Source organism: Kutzneria viridogrisea DSM 43870 (genome assembly GCF_000525635.1).
Taxonomy (GTDB): Bacteria; Actinomycetota; Actinomycetes; order Mycobacteriales; family Pseudonocardiaceae; genus Kutzneria; species Kutzneria viridogrisea.
The window spans coordinates 9,718,519-9,730,434 of the sequence record NZ_CP007155.1 but is presented as its reverse complement, the minus strand read 5'-3'; the positions used below and the strand labels follow the sequence as shown (position 1 = coordinate 9,730,434).

Below are 11,916 nucleotides of genomic sequence, written 5' to 3'. Positions count from 1 at the left end.
CCACTATGCCTTGACCGCCCCTGACATGGTGAATCCGCCGCCCAGCGCCCGCGACACCAGCAGGTACAGCCCGATCACCGGGGTGGTGTAGACGATCGAGTACGCGGCCAGCTGCCCATAGGCGACCATGCCGTGCTCGCCGAAGAACGAGAAGATGTTCACCGAGGCCGGTTGCTTGGCCGGGTCGAGCAGCAGCACGAAGGGCACGAAGAAGTTGCCCCAGGCCGCGATGAAGTTGAAGATCGCCACCACGGCCACGCCGGGCAGCATCAGCGGCAGCACGATGCGGCGCAGCGCCTGCATCGGCGAGGCCCCGTCCACCCAGGCGGCCTCCTCCAGGCTGACCGGCACCCCGTCCATGAAGTTCTTGGTCATCCAGATCGCCATCGGCAGCGAGGTGGCCGCCATGAACAGCATGGTGCCCGCCAGCGAGTCGATCAGGTTCAGCCGCACGAACAGGCCGTACACCGGGACCATGATCGCCGTCACCGGCAGGCCCGTGGTGAACAGGATCGTGTACAGGAACGGCCGCCGGAACCGCAGTTGGTAGCGGGACAACGGGTACGCGGCCAGCACCGCTACCACCACCGTGACGACCGCAGCTCCACCGCTGATCAGCAGGCCGTTGAGCAGTGGACGGCCGCCGACGTCCCAGGTGAGCACGGCACCGAAGTTGGACAGCGTGAACTGCTCGGGCAGCTTGGCCGTGAAGCCCGCGCGGGCATCGAAGGAGGCGGTGACCAGCCACAGCAGCGGGGCGAGGAACAGCAGGGCCACGAGGGCGAGCACGAGGTTGACCACGATCGAAAGGCGCACCGCTCACACCTCCGTCTTCAGGCTGCGGATGTAGACCAGGGAGAACACCGCGCCCAGCGCGAGCAGCACCACCGCGATGGCCGTGCCGTAGCCGATCTGGCCGAACTTGAAGGCCTGCTCGTACATCAGCAGCGGCAGGGTGCGCGTCTTGTTGTCCGGACCGCCCGCGGTCAGCACGAAGATCAGCGCGAACACACCGAGCGTCTGCAGGGTGATCAGCATCAGGTTGGTCACCACGGTGCGCCGGATCACCGGCAGCACCACGTGCCAGAACCGGCGCACCGGCCCCGCCCCGTCCACCTCGGCGGCCTCGGTCAGGTCGCTGGGCACCTCGCTCAGCGCCGCCTGGTACACCAGCATGGAGAAAGCCGTGCCACGCCAGATGTTCGCCAGTACCACGGCGAACAGGGGCGCCGTGTAGAGCCAGTTCTGGCCGCCCAGTCCGAGCGCGCCGAGCACCTCGTTCAACGTGCCGTTGGTGTTCAGGAAGGCGTACACCGCAAACGCCGCAACCACTTCCGGCAGCACCCATGCCGCGACCACGATCGTGCCGACGATCCCGCGCAGCACCCGGCTGCGGCGCTGCATGAACACCGCGAGCAGCATGCCCGCGCCGTTCTGGCCGACCACCGCCGAGCCCAGCACGAACAGCACGGTCAGCCAGAGCGAGGCGCCGACATCGGCGCTGGTGAACAGGTTCTTGAAGTTGTCCAGCCCGACGAACTGCGGTCGGCGGGCCGCGATCCCGGTCAGCGCGGTGTTGGTGAACGCCGCGTACAGGCACCAGGCGATGGGGCCCACCACGAACAGTCCGAGCAGGACGAACGAGGGCGCCATCGGCGGTAGCCAGGCGAGGACCCGCTTCCCGTTGCGCGCCAAGGATCAGCCGTTCCTGGTCTTGTCGGCGCCGACGACCTTCTGCACGTCCTCGACCCACTTCCGCGTGGCCTGGTCGGGGTCGCCGCCGTTGACCACGGAGTCGGCCGCGACCTGCATCGCGTTGGACACCTGCGGGTACTCGGGCAGGGTCGGCCGGTACCGGGTGATCGACACCAGGTCGCTCCAGAACGGCACGGTCGGGTCCTTCTCGGCCAGCCGCGGATCCGCGCGCACGTCCTTGCGCACCGGCAGCCAGGAGCAGTTCACGTCGATGTCGGTGGAGTTCTTCTTGTTCAGCGCCACCGTGAGGAACTTGAACGCGGCCTCGGCGTTGCCGGTGCTGCCGCCCACCGCGAGCGTCCAGCCGCCGGACAGCGTGACCTTGCCGGGGGCCTGGCCGTGCTGGGTCGGGAACGCCGTGGTGCCCATGGTCTTGGTCCACTCCGGCCATGGCGAGACTCCGCCGGGCGCCCAGTAGCGGGCGTACCAGCCGCCGTCGATCATGAACCCGATCTTGTCCTTGGACATGCGCGTGGTCATCTGCGTGGCCGCGAACTGCGTGTCCTCCGCCTCGGCCGCGGTCTGCGCCAGGTGCTCGGTCATCGCCGTGGACACGAAGTGCAGTGCGTCGTTCATGCCCTTGCTCGGCGCCACCCACTTCTTGTCCGACTCGCTGTACAGGTCCTTGGTGTCCGTGCCGTACAGCAACATCTCCAGCGTCTGCATGGACACCGCCTCGGTGGACGGCTTGCCCAGCGGCATGTACATCGGCTCCACGTCGGGCTGGCTCTGCTTGATCTTGCGTGCCGCCGCGAGCACCTCGTCCCAACTGGTCGGGTGCCAGTCGGTGGGCAGCCCGGCCTTGGCGAACACGGTCTTGTTGAACCAGATCCCGCGCGTGTCGGTGCCCATCGGCACCGCGTAGGTCTTGCCGTCCGTGGCGCGGCCCGCCTGCTTGGTCGCGTCGATGAACTGCTCGTTCCAGTCCGGCCAGTTCTTGAGCTGGTCGTCCAGCGGCAGCAGGTAGCCCGCCGCCGCGTCCGCGTTCACGTTGTAGCTGTCCTCGAACAGCACGTCCGGGGCGGTGGACGGGGAGCGCTGCATCAGCTGGACCTTGGCCAGGTAGTCGGAGTCCAGGCTGGTGATCGGGTTGAGCTGGGCGGTCAGGCCGGGGTTGGCCGCCTCGAACTCCTTCTTGACGACCTTCATGAAGTCGTCCATCTGCGGGAAGTCGCTGTAGTTGCGGTAGACGACCCTGATCGTCTTGCTGTCCGTCGCGGGTGCCCCGCACGCCGCCGCGGTCAGACCCAGCGCGACGACGGTGAGCCCGGTGGTGACCGTCCTGAGCAGCACGGTGTCCCTCCCCGAGGTGATACTGAGACCCAGACCACACTTGAGGGTGACCGTAAATCCATTGGATGGACGAAGTCAACCATTCACGACAACCATGGAGACCATGCGAACGGGCACCAACCTGCCCAGGGTCGGCGGCTTCAACCGGGCCGTCGTGCTGGACACGATCCGCTCACTCGGTGAGGTGAGCCGCGTTGAGCTGGCCGAACGCACCGGGCTGACCCCGCAGACCGTGTCCAACATCGTGCGCAGGCTGATCGGGGAGGGACTGGTCGCCGAGGCGGGCACGGCCCGCTCCACCGGCGGCAAGCCCCGGGTGCTGCTGCGCGTGGTGCCCTCCGCCTACTACGCGGCCGGTGTGCACATCGACCCCGAGCGGCTCACCGGTGTGGTGCTCGACCTGGCGGGCGGGGTGGTCGCCCGCAGCCAGTGGCACGCCCAGGACAGCAGCCCCGGCGCCGTGGTCGGCACCATGGGCAGGCTGCTCACCCAGTTGCTGCGCCGCGCGGGCGTGCCCCGTGCGCGGGTGCTCGGGCTCGGCGTGGCCGCACCCGGCCCGCTCGACGCGCAGCGCAGGCGCCTGATCATGCCGCCGAACCTGGACGGCTGGACCGATGTGGCACTGGCCGATGTGCTCGAACAGCGCACCCGGCTGCCCGTGGTGATCGACAACGACGCGACCGCCGCCGCGATCGGTGAGCGCTGGGTCGGTGGCGCCGCGGGCTCGTTCCTGTACGTCTACTGCGGGGCGGGCATCGGCGGTGGCCTGGTGCTCGCCGACCAGGTGCACCGCGGCACCACCGGCAACGCGGGCGAGCTCGGGCACGTCACCGTGCAGCCCGGCGGGCGGCTCTGCTTCTGCGGCAAGCACGGCTGCCTCGAGGCGTACTGCTCGATGCGCGCGATCGTCGCGCAGGCCCGCGCCGACCGCGGGCTGGAGGGGCCCGCCGAGTCCGTGGCCGGTGAGTACGAGGTGCTGTGCCGGGCCGCCGCGAAAGGCGCGGACTACGAGGTCCGGCTGCTCACCGAGGCCGCCCGGCGGATCGGTGCCGTGCTCGGTGACGTGGTCAACCTGCTCGACGTGGACACCGTCGTGCTCGGCGGTCCCGCGCTGCGGCACGTCGGCGAACTGGTCCGCGACGAGGCCGAGCGGGTGCTGCGCGAGCGCGTTTTCGCCCGCGCCGTGCTCTCCCCGACCGTGCGGCCCTCCGCGATCGGCGAGGACGCCGGGGCCATCGGCGCCGCCTCGCTGGTGCTGGAGGGCGCCTACTCGCCCCGCCTCGCCACCCTGCTCGGCACCGAGATCAACTCGTACCAACCAATGAACATCCCCCGCCACTCCCAGGGGGGCGTCCCCGGCACCAGTCTACCGCCCCACCCCGACAGTTGATCTTGCTCAAGATCCAGTTGTGCACAACTCGCCGCCTGTGTACAACTACTTGAGCGGGTTCAGCACCCGGGCCAGGAACGTCCTGGTCCGCTCCTCCTGAGGGTCGCCGATGACCTGCTCGGCGGGACCCTGCTCGACCACCACGCCGCCGTCCATGAACAGCACCCGGTCGGCCACCTCGCGGGCGAACTGCATCTCGTGCGTCACGACGATCATCGTCATGCCCTCGTCGGCGAGCTGGCGCATCACGCCGAGCACGTCACCGACCAGTTCCGGGTCCAGCGCGGAGGTCGGCTCGTCGAACAGCATCACCTCGGGGTTCATCGACAGCGCCCTGGCGATCGCGGCGCGCTGCTGCTGGCCGCCGGAGAGCTGACTGGGCACGGCGGACTCCTTGCCCGCGAGGCCGACCTTGGCCAGGTTGCGGCGAGCTGTCTCCACCGCCTCGGAACCGCTGCGCCGCAACACCTTGCGCTGGGCGATGGTCAGGTTGTCCAGCACGCTGAGGTGGCTGAACAGGTTGAAGCCCTGGAACACCATGCCCAGTTTGCGCCGAGCCAGGTCGATGTCCACGTCCGGGTCGGTCAGTTCGGTGCCGCCCACGAGGATCGTGCCGGAATCGGGCTGCTCCAACAGGTTCACGCAGCGCAGCAGGGTGGACTTGCCCGAACCGGACGGCCCGATGACACACACGACGTCCCCGCGCTCCACCGACAGGTCGATGCCGCGCAACACCTGGAGTGGGCCGAATGCCTTGTGTAGACCGGAAATCTCTATAACGCTCATCGCCGCACCTCGCTGGCGCTCGGTGCGGCGCTTCGCGCCGGCGCCGTGCTTGATGATTCGCTCGCAAGCTCGCTCATGACTGAACCTCCAGCGCGCTGTCCTTCTTCGGTGCGTTGCCACGGCGTTCCAGCCAGCGCGACAGGTAGGACAGCGGGATCGTGATCACCAGGTAGCACAGGCCGGACACCACGACAGGGGTCAGCGTCGGGTTGGTGTTCATCGCGTCCCGGCCGAACTTCGCCAGCTCGTACTGGGCCCCGGTCAAGCCCAGCAGGTACACCAGCGAGGAGTCCTTGACCAGCAGGATCAGCTCGTTGGTCAGCGAGGGCAGCACGATGCGGAACGCCTGCGGGATCACGATGCTGACCATGGCGCGGGCCTGCGACATGCCCAGCGAACGGGCCGCCTCGACCTGACCGCGCGGCACGGCCTGGATGCCGGAGCGCAGGGTCTCGGCGATGTAGGCGGCGCCGACCAGACCCAGCGCCAGCATCACCGTGGACAGCGTGGTGAACCGGATGTGGAAGGCGATCGGCACGCCGAAGCCGAAGGCGATGAACACCAGCAACGCTGGCAGACCGCGGAACAGCTCGACGTAGCCGGCGGCGATCCACCGGTACGGCCCCACCGAGGACAGCCGCATCAGCGCGAGCACCAGGCCGAGCACGGCACCGAAGGCGAAACCGACGACGGTGTAGACGACCGTGTTGACCAGCGCGACGCTGAGGATGTCCGGGAACTGCTCGGCAGCGACGTCCAGGTCGAAGAAGCCGCGTTGCAGCTCACCCCAGTTGGCGGTGAAGGCCAGGGTGAGCAGAACCGCGACCAGGAGCAGGTACTGCGCGCCGCGGAAGGCCGCGCGGCGCTGGCGTCGGGTCAGTGCCATCCGGTCACCGCCCCGGCAGCCAGGTCGGGTTCTTGCCGAACCACTTCTGGAACAGCTTGGCGTAGCTCCCGTCCGCGGCAGCGCCGGTCAGCGCCGCGTTGAGTTCGGTGAGCAGGCCGCTGTTTCCCTTGCGCACACCGAAGCCGTACTGGTCGTCGGTGTCGAACTCCGCGGTGATCTCCAACTCCGGGTTCTTCTTCGCGTAGTCGTAGAGGATGCCGTTGTCGTTGATGGAGGCGTCCACCTGGCCGGTCTTGACCGCGGTCTCCAACAGGGCGGAGTCCTCGAAGGCCACGGCGGTGACCGCGTTGCCGTTGCGGTCGTTGAACTCCTTGACGAACTTCTCGCCAGTGGTCCCGGTCTGCACACCGACCTTCTTGTCCCTGGCGGTCTCCAGCGAGGACACCCCGGAGCCCTTCCTGGTCAGCAGCGCCTGCGTGGCGTGGAAGTACGGGGTGGAGAAGTCGAAGGACTTCCGGCGGGCCGGCGTGATCGACATGGCCCCCGCGGTGACGTCGCAGAGGTTGGTGTCCAGGTCGGCCCCGGACTGGATGCCCTCCCAGGGCGTGTCGATCACCTCTTGGGTGATGCCGAGCCGCTTGGCGAGCAGGTCGACCAGGTCCACGTCGAAGCCGACCACCTTGCGGTCGGCCTGCCGGTACTGGAACGGGATGTAGGGCAGGTGGCTGCACGTGAGCAGCTCACCGGACTGGATCAGCTGCACCGTGCCACCGGCGGCGGTGCCGGTCGCGGTGGTCGACACCACGCAGCCCGTGGTGGTCAACACGAGTGTCAGCACGGGCGCCACGGCCCGAACCCGGTACCTGTTCTGGCTGCTCACGGCGCGCCCCTCCTCGGTGCTGGTCCTGGGCATCCTGCCACCGGAGGGACTGCGGGGACACTCAGAAGTGGATCAGACCAGCATGCGGGAGAGCGCTACCACGAGGGCAGCGCTCTCCCGGGATCACAGCACCTTGGCCAGGAACGCCTTGGTGCGCTCGTGCTGCGGGTCGGTGATCACCTCGCGCGGGGTGCCCTGCTCGACGACCACGCCCCCGTCCATGAACACCAGGGAGTCGCCCACCTCGCGGGCGAAGCCCATCTCGTGGGTGACCACCACCATGGTCATGCCCTCGTCGGCGAGCTGGCGCATCACGCCGAGCACGTCGCCGACCAGCTCCGGGTCCAGCGCGGAGGTCGGCTCGTCGAACAGCATCAGCTTGGGCTTCATCGCCAGCGCCCGCGCGATGGCCACCCGCTGCTGCTGACCGCCGGACAGCTGGGCGGGGTAGTTGCCCGCCTTGTCCGAGAGCCCGACCTGGCGGAGCAGTTCGGCGGCGCGCTCGCGCACCTCACCCCTGGGCTCCTTCTTGACCTGGATCGGCGCCTCCATGACGTTCTCCAGCGCCGTCATGTGCGGGAACAGGTTGAACTTCTGGAAGACCATCCCGATCTCGCGGCGCTTCTGCGCCACCTCGTGGTCGCGCAGCTCGTAGAGCTTGTCGCCCTTCTGCCGGTAGCCGACCAGCTCGCCGTCCACCCACAGCTTGCCCGCGTTGACCTTCTCCAGGTGGTTGATACAGCGCAGGAACGTGGACTTGCCCGAACCGGAGGGCCCGATCACGCACATCACCTCGCCGGGGCGCACCTCCAGGTCGATGCCCTTGAGCACCTCGACCCGGCCGAAGTTCTTGTGCACACCCTCGGCCTTGACCATCAGCCGATCACTCATCGCACGTTCCCCCCAGCCTGTACCGAGGTGCCGCGCGAGTAGCGGCGCTCGATGTAGTACTGCCCGACCGAGAGCACCGAGGTGAACAACAGGTACCAGAGGCTGGCCACCACGAGCAGCGGGATCTGCTTGTAGTTGCCGCCGTAGATCAGCTGGACCTCGGTGAACAGGTCGCCACCGGCCACCACGGCCACCAGCGAGGTGGTCTTGAGCATCGAGATCGTCTCGTTGCCGGTTGGCGGGATGATCACGCGCATCGCCTGCGGCAGCACGATCCTGGTCATGATCTTGGTGCGGGTCATGCCCAGCGCCTCGGCGGCCTCGGTCTGCCCGGTGTCCACCGACAGGATGCCCGCGCGCACGATCTCCGACATGTACGCGGCCTCGTTCAGGCCCAGGCCCAGCACCGCGCCCATGAACAGCGGGATCAGCTTGTTGGAGTCGAAGAAGATGAACTCCGGCCCGAACGGGATGCCCAGTGACAGGTACGGGTACAGGAAGCCGATGAAGGACCAGAAGATGATCTGGACCAGCACCGGGGTGCCGCGGAAGAACCAGGCGTAGAACCAGGCGACCCCGGACACGATCGGGTTGTTGGACAGCCGCATGACGGCGATCAGCACGCCGCCCACGACACCGATCAGCATGGCCAGCACGGTCAGCTCGGCGGTCACCAGCAGGCCGCCGAGCACGCGCCCGGAGAACAGGTAGTCCCCGACGACGCTCCACTGCCAGGCCGGGTTGGTCAGCAGGCTGTGCACCACCATCGCCGCGAGCACCAGCAGCACCGCGGCGGCCACCCAGCGGCCGGGGTGGCGCACCGGAACGGCGGCGATCGGTTCGGAGCGTGGTGGGGCGGAGTCAGTCGAACCGGCCATCAGCTCTGGGCACCGTTGATCGTCGCGGTGGTGACGGCCCCGCCAGAGATGCCCCAGTTGCCGAGGATCTTGCCGTAGGTCCCGTCGGTGATCAGCTGCTGCACGGCGGCCTGCACGGCCTCCTTGAGCGTGCCGCCGTTCTTCGGCACCGCGATGCCGTACGGTGCGACGCCCTCGTCACCGCCGACCTTCTCGAAGGCAGCGCCGTTCTGCGCCAGCGCGAAGTCCACCACCGGGGTGTCGGCCAGGTACGCGTCGATCCGGTCCGCCTGCAGGGCCGCGTTCACGTCGGTCTGCTTGGGGAAGCCCTTGCCGGACGGCGGCTGCTTGCCAGCGTCCTTGCACCTCTTCACCAGCGAGCTGGGGTCCTCGGCCTTCTTCGGGTCGGTGTCCATCCAGTCCAGCTGGGTGGTGCCCTGTTCCGCGCCCACGTTCTTGCCGCACAGGTCCAGGTCGGTCTTGACGCCCTTGGGGTTGCACTTGCGGACCATGATCGAACTACCGGCCTTGAAGTAGTTCACGAAGTCCACGGTCTGCTCGCGGTCCTTGGTGTCGGTCAGCGAGGACATCGCCAGGTCGGCGCGACCGGACTGCACGCTGGACAGGATGCCGTCGAAGCTGATGCCCAGCAGCTGCACCTTCATGCCCAGCGCCTTGCCGATGGCGTTGGCCAGGTCCGCGTCCATGCCGATGATCTCGGAGGAGTTGCCCGCGGTGAACTCGTTCGGCGGGTAGCTCGGGTCGGTCGCGATGGTCAGCGTGCCCTTGGACTTGATGCTGTCCGGCAACTTGGCGACCGCCGCGCTGTTGGCGTTCACGGTGACCGCGGCGGGCTTGGGCGGAGCGGCCTCCGTCACCGCACCCGGCGTGCAGTTGCTGCCGCCCGAGGCGTTGCTGCCCGGCCTCTCCGTGGTCGCACCGCACCCCGCGACGAGCAGGGCGGTTGCGGCGACTGCGGGCAGCGCCAACATCGCCTTGGGACGAAACCAAGTCACGACGTCCTCCGATCGGATAGCTGGTCCGCCGCATCCTGCCACCCGATCCCGGTGCTGCACAGCAGGTACACGTCACGAATCGTCACCTGGAGGTGAACGTTGCGTCAGATCGGGCAACATCGGTCGATTCGTTGTCGCTGTGTGTCCGATCACAAAACGAGTCGACTGTGGACAGTGCATTCCACACAACGTTGCACGCAGTGACGCGCCGTGTTCGGGGTGTACACGTGTGCCCCCGCACCGAACGGCGCGGGGGCACACGTGACCTGCGGTTCAGCTGCCCGCGTGGGCGTCCAGCACGAGGGCGATGGCCTCGGTGATCTTGGTGGCGTAGTCCAGCACCAGCGACTCGTCGGGCACGTGGGCGTTGCTGCCCGGCCCGAGCGCGCCGGTGACCACGAACTGCGCCTCCGGGTAGGCCTGGTTGAGCAGCCCCATGAACGGGATGGAGCCGCCGAGGCCCAGGGTGCGCCACGGGCCGCCGAAGACCTCCTGGCTGGCGGTGTCCAGGGCCTGGCTCAGCCACGGGGCGAGTTCCGGCGCGTTCCAGCCGTCGGCGTTCTCGACCCGGCTCAGCTCGACCTGCGCCCCGTAGGGGACCTCCTTGGTCAGCGCCTCCTGCAACGCGGTCAGCCCGGCGGCGGAGTCGGCCGTCGGCGGCAGCCGGAAGCTCAGGCAGAGCCGGGTGAACGGGCGCAGCACGTTGCCCGCCTCGGCGGGGGTGGGCAGGCCCTCGGCGCCGATCACCGACAGGGTGGGCCGCCAGGTGCTGTTGAGCACCAGCTCGACCTCGTCCGGGTCGACCAGGGACAGGCCGTCCACCAGCGGGATGCCCGCGCTGACCGCACCGGGTGCGGTGTCCACCGTCTGCCGGATCTCGGCGAGCCGGTGCGCGGGCACCTCCACGTGCATGTCGGTGAGCTTGACCTGGCCGGTGCCCGAGTCCTCGATCCGGTCCAGCAGCTGGCGCAGCACCCGGAACGAGCTGGGCACGACACCGCTGGCCAGGCCGGAGTGCTGGCCGTAGTCGAGCACGGTGACGGTGACGGTGGCCTGCACGAGCCCGCGCAGGGAGGTGGTCAGCCACATCCGGTCGTAGTCGGCGGCCCCGGAGTCCAGGCACACCACCAGCGACACGCGGCCCAGCCGGTCGGCCAGGTGCTCCAGGTAGGCGGGCAGGTCGGGGCTGCCGGACTCCTCGCCGGTCTCCAACAGCACCACACAGCGGCCGTGCGCCCCGCCGTGGGCGTGCAGCGCCTCGATGGCCGCGGTGGCGGCGTAGCCCGCGTAGCCGTCGTCGGCGGCGCCCCGCCCGTACAGGCGGCCGTCCCGGATCACGGGGGTCCACGCGTCCAGCCCCTCGGACCAGCCGCCCACGGGGGGCTGCTTGTCCAGGTGGCCGTAGAGCAGCGCGGTGCCGACTCCCTCGGCGCCCGGGGTCGCGGGCACGTCGACGAGCAGCAGCGGGGTCCGCTCGGGCAGCCGGACGACCTCGATCTGGGCCCCGGTCAGGCCACGCCCGGTGATCCACGCACGCACGTGGTCAACGGCGGCGTCGAGCTGGCCGGTGGTGGCCCAGTCCGGGTCGAAGGAGGGCGACAGCGCCGGGATCCGGACGAAGTCGGACAGGCTCGGCAGGATCTCGTCGTCCCACAGAGCACGAACGGTACTGGTCAGCGCGGTTCGGTCCACAAGCCGATCCTAGGGGCCTCAACCCGCGTTGCGGGCGGTCCCGAACGGCTCCACGTGCCTGCGCCCGTCGCTCGGGGCGTGCGGCATCACCCGGACCTCGCAGACCTCGCACTCGTGGCAGCCCGAGCACACGCACTTGCGTCTTTCCAGGGTCGCGGTGTCGGTCTCGGTGATCGCGATCGTGGTGAAGCTGTGCTCGCCCTTGGCGCAGCCGCAGCCGTCCACGGCCTCGATCAGGGTCGTCGGGAAGTCGCGTTTCTGGAACGGGTACTCGCCGCCGTCGATCCGGCGCGCGAGCTTGCTGATGAGCGGCATGGAGCCTCCGGACACGTCTGGCCGCAGCGGGAACGACCTCTCGCTGCCTGCGCCGGATATCTCCCCCGAGACCGGCGTGACCCCCAAGATCACTATACCCAGCGGGAAAACGGCGACTCGACATAGGCCGTCATACCGTCTGACTTCCACCCATGGAGTACTGGGCCGGTGTCGAGGGGTACTGCCGGGTAGCT

General features: G+C 68.8%; 12 protein-coding genes. 1 reads left to right on the top strand and 11 read right to left on the bottom strand.

Going from position 1 to position 11,916, the window contains the following annotated elements; all coding sequences use genetic code 11:
- Nucleotides 1-3: 3 nt before the first annotated feature.
- From KALB_RS42835 to KALB_RS42825, 3 genes are read right to left on the bottom strand one after another with little or no spacing between them, the layout of a single operon-like run.
- Complete coding sequence (locus tag KALB_RS42835) at nt 4-816, bottom strand: carbohydrate ABC transporter permease (RefSeq protein ID WP_025361838.1); 813 nt, start codon at nt 814-816, stop codon at nt 4-6.
- 3 nt (nt 817-819) lie between these two features.
- The gene (locus tag KALB_RS42830) at nt 820-1,695 is read right to left on the bottom strand and encodes a carbohydrate ABC transporter permease (protein ID WP_030111362.1); all 876 of its coding nucleotides are present in this window, start codon (nt 1,693-1,695) and stop codon (nt 820-822) included.
- Between the two features lie 3 nt (nt 1,696-1,698).
- Complete coding sequence (locus KALB_RS42825) at nt 1,699-3,048, bottom strand: extracellular solute-binding protein (RefSeq protein WP_025361837.1); 1,350 nt, start codon at nt 3,046-3,048, stop codon at nt 1,699-1,701.
- Nucleotides 3,049-3,151: 103 nt separating this feature from the next.
- Between KALB_RS42825 and KALB_RS42820 the strand changes: the two genes are divergently transcribed.
- Nucleotides 3,152-4,438, top strand: coding sequence for an ROK family transcriptional regulator (locus KALB_RS42820; protein ID WP_025361836.1), 1,287 nt, complete (start codon nt 3,152-3,154; stop codon nt 4,436-4,438).
- 45 nt (nt 4,439-4,483) lie between these two features.
- On the opposite strand, the gene KALB_RS42815 is transcribed toward KALB_RS42820, so the two are convergent.
- From KALB_RS42815 to KALB_RS42780, 8 genes are all read right to left on the bottom strand, one after another.
- A complete protein-coding gene (locus KALB_RS42815; protein WP_025361835.1) occupies nt 4,484-5,224 on the bottom strand; it encodes an amino acid ABC transporter ATP-binding protein in 741 nt (246 codons plus the stop codon).
- 73 nt (nt 5,225-5,297) lie between these two features.
- Complete coding sequence (locus KALB_RS42810) at nt 5,298-6,110, bottom strand: amino acid ABC transporter permease (protein ID WP_025361834.1); 813 nt, start codon at nt 6,108-6,110, stop codon at nt 5,298-5,300.
- Between the two features lie 4 nt (nt 6,111-6,114).
- Entirely contained in the window at nt 6,115-6,984 is an 870-nt protein-coding gene (locus tag KALB_RS42805) for an ABC transporter substrate-binding protein (RefSeq protein WP_148309876.1), read from the bottom strand.
- Nucleotides 6,985-7,074: 90 nt separating this feature from the next.
- Nucleotides 7,075-7,842, bottom strand: coding sequence for an amino acid ABC transporter ATP-binding protein (locus KALB_RS42800; RefSeq protein WP_025361832.1), 768 nt, complete (start codon nt 7,840-7,842; stop codon nt 7,075-7,077).
- Nucleotides 7,839-8,720 carry an amino acid ABC transporter permease gene (locus KALB_RS42795; RefSeq protein ID WP_025361831.1) on the bottom strand — a complete coding sequence of 294 codons (882 nt, stop codon included), beginning with the start codon at nt 8,718-8,720 and terminating at the stop codon, nt 7,839-7,841. The genes KALB_RS42800 and KALB_RS42795 overlap by 4 nt, the downstream gene beginning before the upstream one ends.
- Nucleotides 8,720-9,715, bottom strand: coding sequence for an ABC transporter substrate-binding protein (locus KALB_RS42790; protein ID WP_148309875.1), 996 nt, complete (start codon nt 9,713-9,715; stop codon nt 8,720-8,722). Before KALB_RS42790 ends, KALB_RS42795 begins: the two co-directional genes overlap by 1 nt.
- Nucleotides 9,716-9,988: 273 nt before the next feature.
- Entirely contained in the window at nt 9,989-11,407 is a 1,419-nt protein-coding gene (locus KALB_RS42785; protein WP_025361829.1) for a M20/M25/M40 family metallo-hydrolase, read from the bottom strand.
- 18 nt (nt 11,408-11,425) lie between these two features.
- The gene (locus tag KALB_RS42780) at nt 11,426-11,722 is read right to left on the bottom strand and encodes a hypothetical protein (RefSeq protein ID WP_025361828.1); all 297 of its coding nucleotides are present in this window, start codon (nt 11,720-11,722) and stop codon (nt 11,426-11,428) included.
- Nucleotides 11,723-11,916 lie beyond the last annotated feature (194 nt).